The sequence below is a fragment of the Spirillospora sp. NPDC048823 genome, assembly GCF_043198445.1.
Lineage (GTDB): Bacteria > Actinomycetota > Actinomycetes > Streptosporangiales > Streptosporangiaceae > Spirillospora.
Window position 1 is genome coordinate 368863 of sequence record NZ_JBICUT010000001.1, and the last position, 17459, is coordinate 386321.

Sequence of the window (17459 nt, forward strand, 5' to 3'; positions counted from 1 at the left end):
CCGTCAGAGTCAGTCACGGTCAATAGCGGGCGGGGCCGGCGCCCATCTCCGTCACCGGAGGCCCCGAGTACGGAGGCTGCTGTTCCTGCGCGCGCAGCGCGGGCGTCAGCACCCGGCCCACCCGCTCCACCAGCAGCGTCATCTCGTACGCGACGAGCCCGAGGTCACAGTCCGGCGCCGCGAGGACCGCGAACACCGACCCGTTCGTGATGGACATCACGAACAGCAGGCCGCGGTCCATCTCGACGACGGTCTGGTTCACCCCGCCCGCGTCGAAGATCTTCGCCGCGCCCTGGGTCAGGCTCATCAACCCCGAGGCGATCGCCGAAAGCTGGTCCGCACGCTCGGGCGGGAAGCCCGACGAGTACGCCATCGGCAATCCGTCCGAGGAGACCACGACGGCGTGCGCGACCTTCGCGACACGGTCCGCGAAGTTCGTCACCAACCAGTTGAGATCCTGCCCGCTCACCGGGTGCCTCCTGTCTCGCCGTCACCCTGTGACGGCGCCTCACCTGACGTGCCTGCACCACGAGCCTCGTGGCGTCCCCGATGGACGCCGCGCTGCAGGCTCGCGAAGCGGTTGCGTACGACGTCGGCCGTCTGGCCGTGTCCCTGCTGCTGGCCCGGTCCCTGAGCGCCCGGCGCCGGCCGGCCCTGCACAGCCTGCCCCTGAGCAGGCCCCTGAGGCAATGCCTGGCCCGGCGCGGGAGCCGCCCCGGCCTGCGCGTTCCCGGCCGGAGCCGCGCGGCCGACCGCCCCCGGCACCCGGTTCTTGCCCGGCACCCGCTTGGGCAGGCCGACGCTGGTGCGCGACGTGGCGATGGGCTCGCGGGCGGCCTCGGCCGCGCGGAAGCCCGCGTCCGCCGGGGACTCCCAGCCCCGCACGGGGTCCTCCCCCGAGTTCTCTCCCGACCTCCGCATGAACCACTCCGATTGCATCGCGTCGAAGATGGGCGAACGCTCGGGTACCCGCGGCGGCATCTTCGGCTCGGGCGGTGGCTGCACCGGCGGGGCCTGCGCCGCCGGCATGGGCGGTTCGGGGACGCGCGGCCCCGGAACCGGTTCCTCCGGCGGGTGCGGCGTGGCCATCGCGCCCGGGCGCGGCGCCGGCATTTCGCCGGTGTCCCACCGGGCTCCGCCCGGCCGGTGCGTGCCTCCGGTGGGCGAGCCGTCCCCGTACGGGTCCGGCGGTGCCTGCCCGGCGTCTCCGCTGACCTGCTCCAGCGGTCCGGTCTCCCACGGGATGTGCCGCGGCGCGCCGGGCTCGGGCACCATCGGCTGGGCCTCGGGCACGACCGACTGGGGGCCGCCCGGGCGGTAGGCGCCGTTGCTTCCGGCGCCGCCGTCCTGCGAGCGCTCGCTGCGCGGCTGGAAGAGGCCGTTGGACTGGCCGTCGTCGGCCGGGCGTCCCGGCAGCTGCGCGCCCGGCCGGCGGATGGGCAGCTCGCCGGGCCTGCGCGGCGGCTGCTGGTCGCCGGGCTGGTACGGGTCGTCGCCGGGCGGCCCCTGCTCGCCGCGCGAGACGGCGGGCAGCGGGCCGGTGTTCGGGAACGCGGCGTGGGCGCCGGTGCCGGCTGCGGGGATCGGGCCGGTCTCGTTCATGGCCGGCTGGGGACCGGTGGCGCCGCGCAGGGACCGCAGCGGACCGGTGCCGCCGACCATCGGGTGGGAGCCGGTCCCGCCGCCGGGAACGCCGGCGGGCCCGTAGTCGTCCTGCCGGAACGCGCCACCGGAGCCGATGGCGGGCGGCTCCGCGGCGGTGGTGAGCGCGGCGAGCTGCTGGCCGTCGGTCTCGCGCGGGCCGAGGCCGCGGGTGCCGATCGGGCCGGACTCGCCGGGTGTGATCACCGCGTCGGGCAGCACCACGAACGCGGTGAGGCCGCCGCCCTGCGCGGCGCGCAGCTCGACCCGGACCCCGTGCCGGACGGCCAGGCGGCCGACCACGAACAGGCCCATGCGGCGGGCCGCGGAGAAGTCGATGACGGGCGGGTTCGCCAGCCGCCAGTTGGCCTGCTCCAGCTCGTCCGCCGACATCCCGACGCCGTTGTCGGTGATCTGCAGCATGGAGCCGCCGCCGCTCAGCATCTGGCCGGAGACGGTCACCTTCGTGTGCTCGGACGAGAAGACCGTCGCGTTCTCGATCAGCTCGGCCAGCAGGTGGACGAGGTCGTTGACGACGGGGCCGGCGACGGTCATGTCGCCCTGAACCCGCAGCGCGACCCGCTCGTACTGCTCGACCTCGGACAGCGACGCGCGGACGACGTCGATCAGCGGGACCGCCTGGTTCCACCGGCGCACCTGCTCCTGTCCGCCGAGGACGAGGAGGTTCTCGCAGTTGCGGCGCATGCGGGTGGCGAGGTGGTCGAGCCGGAACAGGTTCCCGAGCTGCTCCTCGTCGCGCTCGCTCTGCTCCAGCTCCTCGATCAGGCGCAGCTGGCGCTCGATCAGGGACTGGCTGCGGCGGGAGAGGTTGACGAACATCGCGTTGATGTTGCCGCGCAGGACGGCCTCGTCGGCCGCCAGCCGCACCGCCTCGCGGTGGACCTCGTCGAACGCCCGCGCGACCTGGCCGATCTCGTCGGTGGAGTCGATCTCGATCGGCTCCACCTCGATGCCGCCCGCGGCGGCCTCCGGGTCGCGGAGCCGGTCGACCAGGCCGGGCAGCCGGGTGCCGGCCACGTCCAGCGCCCCGGACTGCAGCCGCAGCAGCGGCCGCACCAGCGAGCGGGCCACGAGGATGACGGTCACCAGGACGATCGCGAGGATGAGGAACAGCAGCGCCGCGTCGCGGAACGCGTTGGTCTGCGCGTCGGACTTCGCGTCGTTGGCCGCGTCCGCGAGTTCGGCGGCGATGTTCTGCTCGACCGTCCGCAGCTTGTTGATCCGGGCGCTCGAGTCGGACGTCCAGTTGCGGGCGACGCCGTTGCCGAGCCTGACCCGCAGGCCCGGGGTCGCGTCGGCGACGGCGAGCGTCCGAAGCCTGGTGACCTCCGCGCGGTCCAGCTCGGGGCCGGTGACGGTGTCCTCGAAGAGCTGCAGCTGGCCCGCCGTGGCCGAGCTGCGGAACGCCTGGACGCTGGTGTTCAGGTCGGCGCGGGCGTCGTCGACCTCGGCGCGGTCGAGCGGTGAGAAGCGCGCCTCCCAGAGGGCCGCGCCGATGATGGCCCGTTCGCGGGACGCGGCCTCCTTGGCGCCCGCAAGGTCGGCGAGCGCCAGTGCGCTCTGCGCGAGTTCGGGCGTCGGGGCGTCCTGCGAGACCAGCAGGTGGTAGCTGCTGAAATCGTCGATGAACTCGCCGTACTTGTCGATGATCGGGCCGGGCGCGAGGCGCGCGGACAGGGCCCGCAGTGCGGGCAGGTCGCTGACCCGGTCGAGGACGTTGCCGAGCGCCAGCTCCAGGCCGGGCGAGTTGACCTCGACGTCGGCGGCCGCGTCCTGCACCTTGCGCGCGGCGGCGTCCACCGCCTCCTGGCGCGCCTTGAGATCATCGGCGTCGATGGCTCGCTGGCCGCCGGCGGCCCGGCCTGCCATGGCGTCGCGCTCGTTCTCCACTTCGTGCGCGAGCGCAGTCAGTTCCTTACCGAGCGTAGCCATCTCGCCCGTCCGGCGGAAGGCGTCGGCGTCGTCCATGGACACCTGGACGCGGTAGCCCGCAAGGAGTGCGGCCACGATCGTGGGCACCGCGATGAGGGCGAACAGGCGCGTCCGCACGCGCCAGTTGCGCAGCTTGAACCGGCCTCCCAGGAAGCCTCGCTTGGGGGCGTCTTCACTGGCAGACGGGCCTGGCTGACGGGACTGCGGGGCCATCTCGGCCCCTTCGGCTTTCCGCACTGCCCTCCGCTACCTCTCAATGGGTCGATCGCTCGCGGCGCACAGTGACCCTGAACGAGATCCGGGTCGCGTCGCCTGCCCGCACCACTGTGGGCAAGCGCGGAACATTGCAACACAGAGCAACCATCATGGCCAACCCGAATGATCACACAGGTCTAGACTTGTGATGCAGAAGATGCGAATGTCACAGCTTGTTCACGTATGTTCACATAAGTGCACGTAAAGCTGGCATCTCCCCCATGGCGCGGGCCCGGTGCGCTACGCTCCCGGCTCGTTGAAAGATCAGCTTTCAACCAGCTTCCCCCGCAAATGGAGCGTTGTTCATGTCTGCTTCCCACCGCCGCACAGTCATCGGCGGCGCACTCGCCATCGCGCTCGCGCTCTCCGGAGCCGCCTGCGGCGGCTCCGAGGAGAACACCTCGGCGAACGGCCTGGAGAAGTCCGAGATCACCCTCGGCACGATGACCATCGCCGACACCGCGCCGGTTCAGATCGCCATCCAGAAGGGCCTGTTCAAGGCCGAGGGCCTGACGGTGAAGACGCAGGTCATCCAGGGCGGCGCCGCCGGCATCCCGCTGCTGAAGAGCGGCCGGCTGGACTTCAGCTTCGGCAACTACGTCTCGCTGCTCACCGCCGGGGTCAAGCAGCCCGACTTCAAGCCGAGGATCGTCGCCGAGGGTTTCCAGGGCGCCCCGAAGACCCACACGCTGATGGTGCGCAAGGACTCCCCGTACCAGACGATCGAGGACCTCAAGGGCAAGAAGATCGGCGTCAACACCCGCCGCAACATCAGCACGCTGATGGTCCGCGCCGCCGCCAAGCCCAAGGGCGTCGAGTTCGACGAGGACAAGAACTTCGTCGAGGTCGCCCCGCCCGCCATGGAGCAGGCCCTGAAGTCCGAGAGCGTCGAGGCCGTCCAGGCGATCGAGCCGTTCGGCACCCAGATGCAGCAGTCGATCGGCGCGCGCATGGTCGCCGACCTGTCCAGCGGCCCGACCGCCGACTTCCCGATCGCCGGCTACGCCGCCACAGACGAGTTCATTAAGAAGAACCCGAAGACGACCGCCGCCTTCCAGCGCGCGCTCCAGAAGGCCCAGGGCATGGCGGCCGACCGCAAGCTCGTGCAGGACATCCTGCCGACCTACGCCAAGGGCATCGACGCCAAGGTCGCCTCGACGATGAGCTACGGCTCCTTCCCGACCACGCTGAACGCGACGCGTCTCCAGCGCGTGGCGGACGTGATGCTCCAGTTCGGCTACGTGGAAGAGAAGATCGACGTCAAGAACTTCATCGCCACCTCCGCCGCATGAATTTTCGCCGTATCGCTTTCGGCGCCGCCGGGGTAGCCGGGGTGGTCGCCGTCGTCGAGGCCGTGAGCCGTCTGGGCCTCATCGACGCGTCCGCCCTGCCCCCGGCGTCGACCGTTCTGTGGGAGGCCGCGAAACTCGGCGTCGACGGGGAGTTCCTCGCCGACGTCGGGGCCACGCTCAAGGCGTGGTTCGGCGGGCTCGCGCTGGCGGTGCTCGTGGCGGTACCGCTGGGCGTCCTGCTCGGCTCGGTCCCGCTGCTGGGCACCGCCGCCCGCGCCCTGGTCGAACTGCTCCGCCCCATCCCCTCGGTCGCGCTGATTCCGCTCGCCATCATCCTGTTCGCCGACCCCACGCAGATGAAGATGTCACTGATCTTCTACGCCTGCCTGTGGCCGATCTTGATCAACACTTTGTACGCGCTCCGCGACGTCGACCCGGTCGCCAAGGACAGCCTGCGCGCCTTCGGGTTCGGGACGCCGTCGGTGCTGTGGCGCGTCTCGCTGCCGAGCGCCGCCCCGTTCATCACGACCGGCGTCCGGATCGCCGCGTCCGTCGCCCTCATCGTCGTGGTCAGCACCGAGCTGCTGGCCGGCGGGGTCAACGGCGTGGGAATCTATCTCAGCTCCACCCAGGCCGGAGGCGGCCGCACCGACCTGCTGCTGGCCGGGGCCGTCTGGGCCGGCGTCCTCGGGCTGCTGGCCAACATGGGGCTTCTCGGGCTCGAACGGATTGCCTTCCGCTGGCACGCGGCCCGCGTGGAGGGGATCGCATGAGCGGAGCGAACCGAGGGGACGGGGAGTCGCCTCCCCGCAAGGAGCAGGCATGAAAGCCCTGAAAGCGCTGCGCGGGTTCGCCGAGCGCGCCTGGCTGGTCGTCATCTTCCTCGTGCTGTGGGAGCTGATCACCCGCGCGGTGGACGAGAGCTACTTCCCCCCGCCCACCAAAATCGTCGAAGCCCTGCACGAGCTGTGGTTCTCCGGCCCGGCGTCCCGGTTGTTCCTCACGGACAACGCCACGGACGACTTCTCCACCAGCCTGACCCACCTGTTCATCGGCTGGGCCGCCGCGGGCGCCGCCGGCGTCGTGATCGGGGCGGCGGTCGGGCGGTCGCAGGCCATGTACGACATGCTGACCCCGGTGCTGGAGTTCCTGCGCGCGGTGCCGCCGCCGACGCTGCTGCCGTTCTTCATCATCGTGTTCCAGCTCGGCGCGACCATGCAGATCGTCACGATCGCGTTCGGCGTCGTGTGGCCGGTGCTGCTCAACACCTGCGACGGCGTCCGCACCGTGGAGTCCCTGCAACTGGAGACGGCCCGGGTGTTCGGGGTCGGCCGGCTGCGCCGGCTGCTGACCATCGTCCTCCCGGCGGCGGCACCGAAGATCTTCGCGGGACTGCGGGTGGCGCTGTCGTTCGCGCTGATCCTCATGGTCATCTCCGAGCTGTTCGGCAGCACGGCGGGCATCGGCTCCGAGCTCATCGGCGCCCAGCGCTCGTTCGAGCTGCCCCGGATGTGGGCCGGCATCGTCATGCTGGGCATCCTCGGCTTCGTGTTCAACGCCGTCTTCATGCTCCTCGAACGCCGCCTGCTGGCCTGGCACATCGGCGCGCAGCGGCTCGCGAACTGACCGGTGCCCCCATGCTGACCCTGACGACGTACACACAGAAAAGGCGGCCGTGATGCTCCAGATAACCGGCCTCACGCACTCCTACGCCGACGGCCACCTGGCCCTCGACGGCCTCGACCTCACCGTCCCGGACGGGCAGATGGTCAGCATCGTCGGCCCGTCCGGCTGCGGCAAGTCCACCCTGCTGCGCTGCATCGCCGGGCTGATCAGCCCGACCGGCGGGAGACTGACGCTGGACGGGAAGCCGATCAACGGCGTGCCCGACGACCTCGCGGTGGTGTTCCAGGACTACAGCCGCTCGCTGTTCCCCTGGCTGACCGTCCGCGACAACGTCGCGCTGCCGCTGCGGCGGCGCGGGAAGTCCCGCTCGGAGCGGCGCGCCGCGGCGGAGGAGGCCCTGGAGTCGGTGGGCCTCCACGACGCGGGGCGCAAGTACCCGTGGCAGCTGTCTGGCGGCATGCAGCAGCGCGTGTCGATCGCGCGGGCGCTGGCGTACCGTCCCTCGCTGATGCTGATGGACGAGCCGTTCGGCTCCGTGGACGCGCAGACCCGGGAGGACCTGGAGGACCTCGTCCTCGAGGTGCACCGCACCCAGAAGATGACGATCCTGCTGGTCACGCACGACATCGACGAGAGCGTCTACGTCGGCGACCGGGTGATCGTACTGAACCGCTCACCGGCCCGGGTGCACGCCGACCTGACCGTCGGGCTGCCCTCCGTCCGCGACCAGATCGACACCCGGGGCCTTCCGGAGTTCGTCCAGCTCCGCGCCGAGGTCGGCCGGCTGGTCCGCGGCGGCGCGAAGGTGCCCGGCGCGGCGCCCGCCGGCTCCAGGCCCGCGGACGAGCCGGAGGCGGCCGGGACGAAGACCGCGAAGAAGTCCGGCGCGGGCTCGGGCACGAAACCGGCCCGCTGAAGACGGCCGCCTGAACGGCGGCGACAACAAGACCGGGGCGGGCGGGGCCGCCACCATACCGGCCCCGCCCTGCCCGGGAACGAACGGGAGGGCGATTCATGCGCGTACTCATCGTGGGTGCGGGGATCGGCGGGCTCACCACCGCGTTGAGCCTGCACGAGGCCGGTGTCGAGGCGCTCGTCGTCGACTCCGCCGTCCGGCTGCGGCCGCTCGGCGTCGGCATCAACCTGCTCCCGCACGCCGTCCGGGAGCTCACCGAGCTGGGATTCGGCGACGAACTGGCCGAGATCGGCATCCCCACCGCGGAGACGGTGCACTTCGACCGCTACGGCGGCCGGATCTGGGGGGAGCCGCGGGGACGCGCGCTCGGCTACCACTGGCCGCAGTACTCGATTCACCGCGGTGAACTGCAGATGATGCTGCTGGACGCCGTCGTGGCGCGGCTCGGCGAGGACGCCGTCCGCACCGGAACCGTCTTCGAGGGCTTCGAGCAGGACGGCGAGCCGGGCGGGGCGGCGGAGGTTCGCGCGCGGCTGCTCGACCGGGCGTCCGGTACCGCCGGCACCGTCACGGCCGACGTGCTGGTCGGCGCGGACGGCCTGCACTCCGCCGTCCGCGCGCAGCTCAACCCGGGCGAGTCGGCGCCGCTGTGGAACGGCATCAGGATGTGGCGCGGCGTCACCGAGGGCGAGCCGTTCCTGAGCGGGCGGACCCTGGCCATCGCGGGCAGCAACGCCGCGTCCAAGATGGTCGTGTACCCCATCTCGATGCGCGCCGAGCGGCGGGGCAGGGCGCTGCTGAACTGGGTGGCGGAGGTCAGGCTCACCGACGACCGGCGAGACCGCACCGCCGACTGGAACCGGACGGGCCGCCTGGAGGACGTGCTTCCCTACTTCGCGGACTGGAAGTTCGACTGGCTCGACGTCCCGGCGCTGCTGGCGGGCTCGGCGGAGATCCTGGAGTACCCGATGGTCGACCGGGATCCGCTGGACCGCTGGACGTCCGGCCGCGTGACACTGCTCGGCGACGCGGCCCACCCGATGTACCCGATCGGCTCCAACGGCGGATCGCAGGCCGTCCTCGACGCCCGTGTCCTGGCGCACGAGCTGGCCCGGTCAGGCGACCCGGCCGAGGCGCTGCTCGCCTACGAGCGGGAACGCCGCGACCCGGTCAACTCCATCGTGCTGGCCTGCCGCGACATGCCCGCCGACCGCATCCTGCAGACCGTCAGCGAACGCGCCCCGCAGGGCTTCGACGCCATCGAGGACGTCCTGGCGCCGGGTGAGCTGAACACCATCACCGGCGCCTACCGCAAGACGTCGTTCTCCGACGTCGAGACCCTCAACAGCCGGCCGTCGTACACGGCCTCCGGCTGAGCGTTCCCGCACGGAGCGCGGTGGGGCCCGGCCCCGCCGCGCTTCGCGTTTCCGTCGCGGATCCCGCGATGGTGTTCAGGCGGGGGTCGTCACGGCGGCCAGGCGGGTGCTCATGGCGCGGGCGGCGCGATCATAGAAGGTCGGGTCGTCGTGCAGGAGCGCGTGGGCAGAGCCGGTGCGGCAGACGGCGTCCAGTTCGAACGCGAGCTGGGCGACGTCGGCGGACGCGTCGATCTCGCCTCGGTCCCGCGCGTCGCGCAGGCAGCGCTCCATGAAGTCGCGCCAGTCGCGCTGCGAGGAGGCGATGGCGTCGCGGACGCGGCCTGGGCGGGCGTCGAACTCGGCCATCGTGGAGTGGAAGAAGCAACCGCCGGGGAAGACGGGTTCGCGCTGGTAGCGCTGCCAGGCGTCCAGCATCGCACGGACGCGGCCGAGGCCCTTGGGGACGGCGAGGGCGGGCTCGACGACGTGCTCGCGGTAGATGTCGACGGCCTTGCGGACGGTCGCGAGCTGCAGCTCCTCCTTGGAGCCGAAGTGCGTGAAAACGCCGCTCTTGCTGATCTCCAGCTCGGTGGCGAGCCGGCCGATCGACAGGCCCTCCAGGCCTTCCGCGGACGCGATGTCGGCGGCACGGCACAGGATGGCCCTGCGCGTCTGCTCACCCTTGAGAAGCCGTCCGTCGGTGCTCACGGTCAATAATCTGCACGATCGTTCGTACAAAGTCAACGTTTCCAGGCCCTTGACGGGAGGAGCGTCCATAGAAGAGTGTACGACCGTTCGTTTAATTTTCTGGAGGCCCGCCCATGACCGCCGAGACCACCGCGGCGCCGCCCGCCACCGCAGGCGCCGGCGCACGGCGCGACGTGCCCTGGCTCGCCGCCGGGGCGACGTTCCTGGCGATGCTCGACGCGACCGTCGCCAACCTGGCCGTCCCCGACCTGCGCACCGACTTCCCGGGCACCTCGCTGTCCGGGCTGACCTGGGTGATCACCCTGTACGCGGTGCTGTTCGCCGCGCTGCTCGCCCCCGCCGGGCGGCTCGCCGACCTCGTCGGCCGGCGGACCCTGTACCTGTGGGGCGTCGGGCTGTTCACGCTGGCCTCCCTGGGCTGCGCGGTCGCGCCGAACGTGCCCGTCCTGCTGGCGACGCGCGGCGTGCAGGGCGCCGCGGCGGCCGCGATGATCCCCGCGTCCCTGGCACTGCTGCTGCGCGACACGCCCGCAGCGCGGCGCGCCGGCGCCATCGGGCTGTGGAGCGCGGCGGGCGCGTTCGCCGCCGCCATCGGCCCCAGCCTCGGCGGCGTCCTCGTCGACCAGTTCGGCTGGCGGTCGCTGTTCATCATCAACGTGCCGTTCGGCCTGGCCATGCTGCTCGGCGCACTGCGCCTCCCCCGCACCGAGACCGGCCGGGGCCGGCTACCCGACCTGCTCGGCACGGTCCTGCTCGGCGGCGGCGTCGGCGGCGTCGCGCTCGGCGTCACCCAGACCCGCGACTGGGCCTGGACGGACGCCCGCACGCTCGCCCTGCTGATCGGCGGCGCGGCCATGGTCGCCGCGGCACTGATGCGGTCGGCGCGGCACCCGGTGCCCGCGCTGGAGATCTCGCTGTGGCGCAGCCGCCGGTTCGCCCTCGCCAACGCCGCCTCGTTCCTGTACGGGACGGCCCTGTACTCGTGGCTGCTGCTCGGCGTCCTCTACCTCACCGCCGAGTGGGACTACTCGATCCTCAAGGCGGGCCTCGCCTCGACGCCCGGGGCGCTCACCGCCACGGCGGCCGCGATCACCATGGGCCGGCTGACCGGCCGCATCGGCGTCCGGCCCGCCGTCACGGGAGGCGCGCTCGTCATGGTCGTCTCCGGGACCTGGGCGGTCGCGTCCCTCCCGCCGGAGCCGCACTTCCTCACGTTCTGGCTCCCCATCGGGCTGCTGGTCGGAACGGGCATGGGGATGCTCACCACCGGCACCGCGTCCGCCGCCGCGCTGTCGGTCGACCCGCAGCGGTTCGCCGGCGCCACCGGCCTCAACACGACGGCGCGCCAGCTCGGCGGCGCGCTCGGCATCGCCGTCCTCGCCGCGATGCTGCCCGGCCAGGCCGCCCACGGCGACTACACCGCCATCTACCTGTTCTGCACACTCGCCGCCGCCGGAGCGGGCCTCGCGGGGCTGCCGCTGACGCTCCGGCGCACCACGTCCTGATGGGAGACGACATGACCGAGACGACCCTGTCCGAATGGACGGACCCGGCCGTCCTGCCCGCCGCCGAGGCCGCCGCGCTGCTGGCCGGCGCGCCCTGGACCCGCATGGTGACGATCGGCGACAGCGTCGCCGAAGGCGTCCGCGAGCCCGTGCCCGGCTACCGCGACATGTCGTGGGCCGACCGGGTCGAAGAGGCCCTCGCCGCCGTGACGCCCGGCTTCACCGCCCTCAACCTCGGCCGCCGCGACCTCGTCGCCGCGCAGATCGCGGCCGAGCAGCTGAAGCCGGCACTCGCGTTCGGCCCCGACCTGGCCGTCGTCGTGGGCGGCGGCAACGACATGCTCCGCCCGCACTTCGACGCGGAGGAGGTCCGGCACGAACTGGCCGGCATGGTCTCCGCGTTCCGCGCCGCCGGGGCGGACGTCGTCACGATCGGCCTCCTGGACATCACCGTCGCCGGCCTCGGCCCCGCCCGCTACCGGGAGGTCATGTCGTCCCGGACCCGGCGGCTGAACGCCCTGGCCGCCGACGTCGCCGCCGAACACGGCGCCTGCCACGTCGTCAACCCGTACGACCATCCGGCCGCCGCCGACCCCGGCATCTACTGCGGCGACCAGCTGCACCTCAACGCCCGGGGGCAGGCCTTCGCCGCCGCCAACACCATCCGCGCCCTCGCGGACTACTTGGCGTCGGCGTAGCGGTCCACCACCGCGACCTCCATGGGGAACACGACCGGGGTGTCGCCGAACAGCAGCCGCCGCGCCTCGTCCGCCGAGGCGTGGACGGCGGCGGCGACGTCCCCGGCCAACTCGGCGGGCGTGTGCACGATGACCTCGTCATGCTGGAAGAACACCAGCCGCGGAGCGTGCAGCGCCATGAGGCGGCGGCGGAGGGAGCCGAGGAGGGCGAGCGCCCAGTCGGCGGCGGTGGCCTGGACGACGAAGTTGCGGGTGAAGCGGCCCCGGCTCCGCAGCGCCTGCGCGGCCGTGCCCTGCCGCGACTCCGGCGCGTCGTCGTCGCCCGCCGAGGTCAGCTCCCGCCAGCCCGCCGACGGCGGCGGGCAGGTGCGGCCGAGCCGGGACCGGACGAGGCTCCCGCGCTCCCCCGCCCGCGCGGCGGCCTCCACGTATTCGAACGCGTCCGGGAACCGGTTCTTCAGAACGGCGAGGAGCTGCACCGCCTCACCCGTCCCACCTCCGTACATGGCGGACAGCAGCGCCAGCTTCGCCTTGTCCCGCGCATCCAGCCCCCGCCCGCCACCATCCAACCGACGAGCTCCGCTCGGCCTCTCGTCGGCGCGGAAGGCGTCGGCGAGGGCCTCGTAAAGGTCACCGTGGGCCGCCGCGTCGGTGAACGCCCTGTCGCCCGCCAGCGCGGCCAGCACGCGGGGTTCGAGCTGGGCCGCGTCCGCGACGACCAGCGACCAGCCGGGATCGGCGACGACGGCCTTCCGCAGGATGCGCGGGATCTGCAGGGCGCCCCCGCCGCTCGTCGCCCACCTGCCGGACACCACGCCGCCGACCACGTACTCGGGGCGGAACCGTCCCTCGCTCACCCAGGTGTCCAGCCACGTCCAGCCGTGCGCGGTGTGCAGGCGCGCCAGCTCCTTGTACTCCAGCAGCAGCGGCACCGCCGGGTGGTCGAGCCGTTTGAGGACGTGCGCGCGCGTCGACGGGATCGGCAGCCCCGCCGCCGCGAAGGCCTTCAGAATCTGCGCCGGGGAGTCGGGGTTGACGTGCACGCGCGGCCCGAACGCCGCGCTGATCCGGTCGGCGAGGTCCTGAAGCCTGCGGGGCCGGAGCCCGCCGGAGGGACGCGGCCCGAGCAGCTCGGTGAGGAGCGCGTCGTGCACCTGCGCCGACCACGGCAGCCCGTCGTGGCGCATCTCGGCCGCCACCAGCGACCCGGCCGACTCCGCCGCCGCGAGCAGCGCGAAACGCCGCCCGGCCCCCGGCCTGCCGCCGTTCGAACCACGAGCTCCGGTCCCGAGCGCGGCGATGGTGCGCTGCTGCTCCGCGTGTACCGCGACGACCTGGTCGATGTCGTCGGCGGGTTCCTCCCCTTCGCCGTCGTCGTCGAACAGCGACGCCTGCGCCGCCTCCTCATGCGGCGGCCGGTCCGCGGGCACCGGCTCCCCGCGCGACCGCGCCCACGCCGCCTGGACGGAGCGCGGCTCCCCGTACCGTCCCGCGTGACCGAGCAGAAGGCTCTCGACCAGCTCCAGATCGTGGCACCGCGCCACCCGCACGCCCGCGTCCAGCAGCCGGGGATGGATCCGCGCCGTCGAGGACCAGACCCACCGCGGCGCCTCGGCCTCCTCCCGCTCGGCGACCGCCGCCACCAGATCGGGGACGACCTCGACCGGCCCGGCGGGCGTCCCGTCCTCACCGAGCGGCCGCAGCACTCCCCCGCCCCGCGCCCCCACCGCCACCGCGATCCTCACACCGCCGATTCTGGCCCCGGCCACCGACAGTTCCCACCTCGGGGCGCACGCGAAGACCCCTCCGCGACGGGTGATGGCGGAGGGGTCCGGTGCGGGTCTTGTACGGGGCCAGGGCCGTGGCCCCTAGCGCATCACGCGACCAGGGAGACCTGCTGGCCCGCGGGGGTGTCGCCGTAGCGGTCGGCGACCTTGTTGAGCTGGATCTGGTAGTACAGGACGCCGAAGCCGAGGATGCCGAGCAGGAAGCCCATGCCGCCGCTGCAGCTGGCGGGCAGCCCGGCGGCGCGCTGGGCCCCGGCGATGCGGCCGCCGAGCTTGACCCACATGATCAGGGGCCAGATGCCGAGGGTGATCGCGCCGAAGAGCATGGACAGCAGCGCGTTCACTGCGGCGTTGTCGATGCGGCGGTCGTACTCGTGCAGCTCGTTGTGGACCTTGAAGAACCACACGAGGCCGTAGATCCCGAAGGTGATGATGGGCAGGCCGAGCCAGGCGCCGACCGGGTTGCGGCGCTTCATGTTCGCGCCGGCACCGACGGCGACTGGGCCCTGCTGCTGCTGGGCGGGCGCGTAGGCGCCCTGGTAGGCCTGCTGCTGTTGTGGCTGGCCCTGACCCTGCTGGGGATAGCTCATTGAGTTGCTTCTCCTGTGGACGCGGTCGAACTCCGGCCGACCGCCCGAACCGGTCACCCGTCTGGTTGATCAACGACTGTAACGGCGTTCATGCACGTCGTGGGCCAGGTTCGCCACCTTTGACGGCATTTCTGGTGGATTCTCCAACGCGCCGACCCCGGCCACCACCCCGTCCCCGCAACGACCCGAGGCATCGCGATCGCGTCCAGCCCTAGGGCCCGACGCCAAGGGAACTGCTCAAGGGAACGGTGACTTCGTCCTCGCAGGGCGGGGTCGCCTCGTGGTCGCCGCAGCCCGTGGCCGCGTAGCAGCGGATCCGCAGCCGCGACTCCGTCACGTCCAGGCGCAGGAAGCTCTTGAAGAACGGCGGGTCGTCCCAGTCCGCCAGTTCCGAACGGAAGCGCTGCGGCAGTTTGTGCACGGGGACGCGCAGCATCCGGGGGCGGTGCCGGTCGCCGCGCGGAACGCCCAGCAACGATGCGACGAGCCGGGCCCGGAAGGACGGCTCGGGGCTCTTGTAGCCGCGGCCCGGCCTGATGCCCAGCCGGTGCCGGACGGCGGCCGTGGCCTCCTCGGGGGTGAGTTCGAAGAACCGGGGCAGGTGCAGCCACCGGCCGTACAGCTTGCTGTAGCGGGAGAGGGAGTCGCCGCGCAGCGGGTAGCAGCGGAACCGGTCCTCCTCCACCACGCGCGTCCGGGGGATCGTGTGGGTCGCGTGCATGAACGCGCCTCCGCCGCCGGCGACGATGTACTGGATCGTCCGCCCGTCGACGGTCGTGAGCGGGTAGCGCTGGTAGTTGTGGATGTCGCCGCCGATCGCCGCCACATAGTTGTGCGCGGGGTCCCGGACGATCTCGTCGACGGTCCCGCCGCCCTGGATCTTGCCGGGACGGTGCTCGTCGTCCACGTACAGCGGTTTTCCGGTCACGAGCAGCTTGGGTTTCGGACCGGCGGACACCTCTCGCAGCCAGCGGCCCTGGCCGCGGTCGACGGTGCCCGTGATTCCGGTGTCGATGCCGATGATGCGCAGCGAGGGCGTGTCGATCGCCCAGTACGGTCCGGGCTGTACGGCCTGCTGGCCGGGCGCGCCCCTGTACCGCCGGCGGGCCTCGCCGAGCGTGCCCGAGTCGACCTCGCCCGGGTCGCGCCAGAGCAGGCGCGGCAGGAACGAGAGGGGACCGCGCCACGGGGGCGGCGAGCAGTCCGCGTCCAGGTCGCAGAAGACGTGGAGGAAACCGCGCAGTCCGTCGTACCAGTCGTGGTTGCCCGGGACTGCGTAGATGGGGGCCGGATAGTCCGTGTAGGGGCGGAAGAACTTGCCCGGGTACTGGTCCGCGTCCCCCGCCGGGTAGATCACATCGCTGGCGATGATCATGAAGTCGGTGCCGGCGGCGGCGTGCAGCAGCGGCGGGACGACCGCGTACTGCGACCGGTCGCCCTCGCCGGTGTCGCCGAGCAGGGCGAACGAGAACTCCGGCTCCGTGCGGTGGACGGTGAACGCCGCCGGCGTCCCCCGCTCGCGCAGCGCGGCGACGCAGCGGCGGCGGATCGCGTTCGAGGGGTCGCCGAACAGGCTCGCGAGGACGTCGTTGCGGGACCGCCACAGCACCCTCGGGCGGCGCCAGGAGAAATCGGTGACGCGCTCGGGAAGCAGCTCGTTGAAGGTCCCCGGTTTCCGGCAGACCCACCCGGCGCCCGCCTCAGAGGTGCGCGAGTTGTCGGGACCGGGGTTCACCTCGGCACACACAGAACGCCTCCGGGCAGCGGCGAGCCTTCTCGTCCCGATGTCACCGGCCGGCTCCCGACGGCCCAGCGGGGACGTAAAGGTTCGGATAGGGGGTGCCCATAGCCTGTCCGGACGCGATCTCGGCAGTCAAGCGGACTTGCCGTAGCCCGGCATGCGAGGTTCTCCGGCGTACTGCGGCGTTCTCCGGCGCGGAATGCGGGTCAGCGCGTGTACGTGGTGGACGCCGGCGCCACCCCCAGAGACGCCGGCGCCACCACGACGAGGGCGCCTGCGTTCTTCATGAGTCCCCCCAGAACGGCGAACTCAGTCGCCTTCTCATGATGCTTCCGCAGACGGCCCCAACGGTCCCTTAGCGGGACGTAACTGACGCTATCCGAGGGACCGTAATGCTGGCGTAAACCATCCCAAATATCGGGCCAAACCCTGGGCCGCCGGCGAATCCGCTGGTCAGGGCGCCAGGACGCGGAGCGCGCCCGGCATCACCCGGGCCGTGACCGGCAGCGTCCCGGGCAGTTCACCGTCCGCGCCGTACGGAAGCGTCCTGCCGGGCGGGCCCGCCAGCTCGATCCGTACTTCGCGGCCGCGCATGACCTCGACCTCGGGCCTTCGCACGTGCGAGCCGTCCTCCAGTTCCCGCATGACGGAGAAGAAGAGCTTCTTGGGCGCCTGCCGGATGAGGATCACGTCGAGCAGCCCGTCGTCCACCGCCGCGTCGGGGGCGATGTGCTTGCCGAACCCGTAGTAGCCGGAGTTGGCGGCGACTACGGTGTAGCCCTGCCGCGCGTGCGACTCGCCGTCGACGGTGATCAGGTAGTCGGCCGGGCGCCACGAGACGATCGCGCGGAGCGCCCCGAAGTAGTAGGCGGCGGAGCCGCGCAGCAGCCGCGTCCTGTTCGCATTGTCGTTGGCGACCGCGTCCACGCCCGCGTAGACGCTGCCGAGGACGGCCGTGCCGTTGGCGTCGATGGCGTCCACGGCGCGCGGTTCGCCCTCCAGCAGCAGCCTGGCCAGCTCCTCCGGGTCGGAGGGGATGCCGAGCTGCCGCGCGAAGTCGTTGCCGCGTCCCGCCGGGACGATGCCGAGGACCGCGCCCGTCCCGGCGTCCATCTCGGCCAGGGCGCCGCCGACGCAGCCGACCATGCCGTCGCCGCCGACGCCGAGCACCACCCGCCCCGTTCCCGCGGCGGCGCGGGCGACGTCCGTGGCGTGCTCCAGGCCGCGGCTGTACTCGACCGCGACGTCGGCGCCCGCTTCGCGCAGCAGCCGGGCCAGCGTGATCAGCGACGAGGCGGACGCGGAGCCGCCCGCCGCCGGATTGACGATCGCGGTGAACGAACGCGGGCCATCGTCACCGGTGGCCTCCCGGTTCGCTTCGCTCATGGG

At 72.4% G+C, this 17459-nt stretch carries 14 protein-coding genes; 7 read left to right on the forward strand and 7 right to left on the reverse strand.

The window, feature by feature from the left end:
• Positions 1 to 19 precede the first annotated feature (19 nt).
• Positions 20 to 469, reverse strand: coding sequence for a roadblock/LC7 domain-containing protein (locus tag ACGFK0_RS01495; RefSeq protein WP_358451981.1), 450 nt, complete (start codon positions 467 to 469; stop codon positions 20 to 22).
• Complete coding sequence (locus ACGFK0_RS01500; RefSeq protein WP_392898445.1) at positions 466 to 3711, reverse strand: nitrate- and nitrite sensing domain-containing protein; 3246 nt, start codon at positions 3709 to 3711, stop codon at positions 466 to 468. Before ACGFK0_RS01500 ends, ACGFK0_RS01495 begins: the two co-directional genes overlap by 4 nt.
• Positions 3712 to 4154: 443 nt before the next feature.
• On the opposite strand from ACGFK0_RS01500, the gene ACGFK0_RS01505 reads away from it, so the two are divergent.
• The 5 genes from ACGFK0_RS01505 to ACGFK0_RS01525 all read left to right on the forward strand — a co-directional run bounded on the left by ACGFK0_RS01505 (position 4155) and on the right by ACGFK0_RS01525 (position 9059).
• Positions 4155 to 5141 carry an ABC transporter substrate-binding protein gene (locus tag ACGFK0_RS01505; RefSeq protein ID WP_392898446.1) on the forward strand — a complete coding sequence of 329 codons (987 nt, stop codon included), beginning with the start codon at positions 4155 to 4157 and terminating at the stop codon, positions 5139 to 5141.
• A complete protein-coding gene (locus tag ACGFK0_RS01510) occupies positions 5138 to 5914 on the forward strand; it encodes an ABC transporter permease (RefSeq protein WP_392898449.1) in 777 nt (258 codons plus the stop codon). Before ACGFK0_RS01505 ends, ACGFK0_RS01510 begins: the two co-directional genes overlap by 4 nt.
• A 49-nt stretch (positions 5915 to 5963) precedes the next feature.
• The gene (locus tag ACGFK0_RS01515; protein WP_392898451.1) at positions 5964 to 6767 is read left to right on the forward strand and encodes an ABC transporter permease; all 804 of its coding nucleotides are present in this window, start codon (positions 5964 to 5966) and stop codon (positions 6765 to 6767) included.
• A 52-nt stretch (positions 6768 to 6819) separates the two neighbouring features.
• A complete protein-coding gene (locus ACGFK0_RS01520) occupies positions 6820 to 7683 on the forward strand; it encodes an ABC transporter ATP-binding protein (protein ID WP_392899573.1) in 864 nt (287 codons plus the stop codon).
• 98 nt (positions 7684 to 7781) lie between these two features.
• Positions 7782 to 9059, forward strand: coding sequence for a flavin-dependent oxidoreductase (locus tag ACGFK0_RS01525; RefSeq protein ID WP_392898454.1), 1278 nt, complete (start codon positions 7782 to 7784; stop codon positions 9057 to 9059).
• 75 nt (positions 9060 to 9134) lie between these two features.
• Here the strand turns inward: ACGFK0_RS01525 and ACGFK0_RS01530 are convergent, their stop codons facing one another.
• Positions 9135 to 9749 carry a TetR family transcriptional regulator C-terminal domain-containing protein gene (locus ACGFK0_RS01530; RefSeq protein ID WP_392898457.1) on the reverse strand — a complete coding sequence of 205 codons (615 nt, stop codon included), beginning with the start codon at positions 9747 to 9749 and terminating at the stop codon, positions 9135 to 9137.
• A 113-nt stretch (positions 9750 to 9862) separates the two neighbouring features.
• Between ACGFK0_RS01530 and ACGFK0_RS01535 the strand changes: the two genes are divergently transcribed.
• On the forward strand, positions 9863 to 11254 hold the full coding sequence (locus ACGFK0_RS01535; protein WP_392898460.1) for an MFS transporter: 1392 nt from the start codon (positions 9863 to 9865) through the stop codon (positions 11252 to 11254).
• Between the two features lie 11 nt (positions 11255 to 11265).
• On the forward strand, positions 11266 to 11952 hold the full coding sequence (locus tag ACGFK0_RS01540; RefSeq protein WP_392898463.1) for an SGNH/GDSL hydrolase family protein: 687 nt from the start codon (positions 11266 to 11268) through the stop codon (positions 11950 to 11952).
• On the opposite strand, the gene ACGFK0_RS01545 is transcribed toward ACGFK0_RS01540, so the two are convergent.
• The 4 genes from ACGFK0_RS01545 to ACGFK0_RS01560 form a co-directional block, all read right to left on the reverse strand.
• Positions 11934 to 13697, reverse strand: a complete 1764-nt coding sequence (locus tag ACGFK0_RS01545) for a bifunctional 3'-5' exonuclease/DNA polymerase (protein ID WP_392898465.1) — start codon at positions 13695 to 13697, stop codon at positions 11934 to 11936. The two genes, ACGFK0_RS01540 and ACGFK0_RS01545, sit on opposite strands and share 19 nt — an antisense overlap.
• A 131-nt stretch (positions 13698 to 13828) precedes the next feature.
• Positions 13829 to 14329 (reverse strand): DUF4234 domain-containing protein, encoded by a 501-nt coding sequence (locus ACGFK0_RS01550; protein WP_392898468.1) that lies wholly within the window; start codon positions 14327 to 14329, stop codon positions 13829 to 13831.
• A gap of 211 nt (positions 14330 to 14540) precedes the next feature.
• The gene (locus tag ACGFK0_RS01555) at positions 14541 to 16076 is read right to left on the reverse strand and encodes a metallophosphoesterase family protein (RefSeq protein ID WP_392898470.1); all 1536 of its coding nucleotides are present in this window, start codon (positions 16074 to 16076) and stop codon (positions 14541 to 14543) included.
• A 447-nt stretch (positions 16077 to 16523) separates the two neighbouring features.
• Positions 16524 to 17456 carry a diacylglycerol/lipid kinase family protein gene (locus ACGFK0_RS01560; protein WP_392898473.1) on the reverse strand — a complete coding sequence of 311 codons (933 nt, stop codon included), beginning with the start codon at positions 17454 to 17456 and terminating at the stop codon, positions 16524 to 16526.
• Positions 17457 to 17459: the final 3 nt, after the last annotated feature.

Bases quoted from the DNA above. Each gene is read 5' to 3' on its own strand.
- ACGFK0_RS01510 (WP_392898449.1), top strand. From the start codon at position 5,138: ATGAATTTTCGCCGTATCGCTTTCGGCGCCGCCGGGGTAGCCGGGGTG.
- ACGFK0_RS01560 (WP_392898473.1), bottom strand. From the start codon at position 17,456: ATGAGCGAAGCGAACCGGGAGGCCACCGGTGACGATGGCCCGCGTTCG.
- ACGFK0_RS01525 (WP_392898454.1), top strand. From the start codon at position 7,782: ATGCGCGTACTCATCGTGGGTGCGGGGATCGGCGGGCTCACCACCGCG.
- ACGFK0_RS01515 (WP_392898451.1), top strand. From the start codon at position 5,964: ATGAAAGCCCTGAAAGCGCTGCGCGGGTTCGCCGAGCGCGCCTGGCTG.
- ACGFK0_RS01535 (WP_392898460.1), top strand. From the start codon at position 9,863: ATGACCGCCGAGACCACCGCGGCGCCGCCCGCCACCGCAGGCGCCGGC.
- ACGFK0_RS01505 (WP_392898446.1), top strand. From the start codon at position 4,155: ATGTCTGCTTCCCACCGCCGCACAGTCATCGGCGGCGCACTCGCCATC.
- ACGFK0_RS01550 (WP_392898468.1), bottom strand. From the start codon at position 14,329: ATGAGCTATCCCCAGCAGGGTCAGGGCCAGCCACAACAGCAGCAGGCC.
- ACGFK0_RS01540 (WP_392898463.1), top strand. From the start codon at position 11,266: ATGACCGAGACGACCCTGTCCGAATGGACGGACCCGGCCGTCCTGCCC.
- ACGFK0_RS01520 (WP_392899573.1), top strand. From the start codon at position 6,820: ATGCTCCAGATAACCGGCCTCACGCACTCCTACGCCGACGGCCACCTG.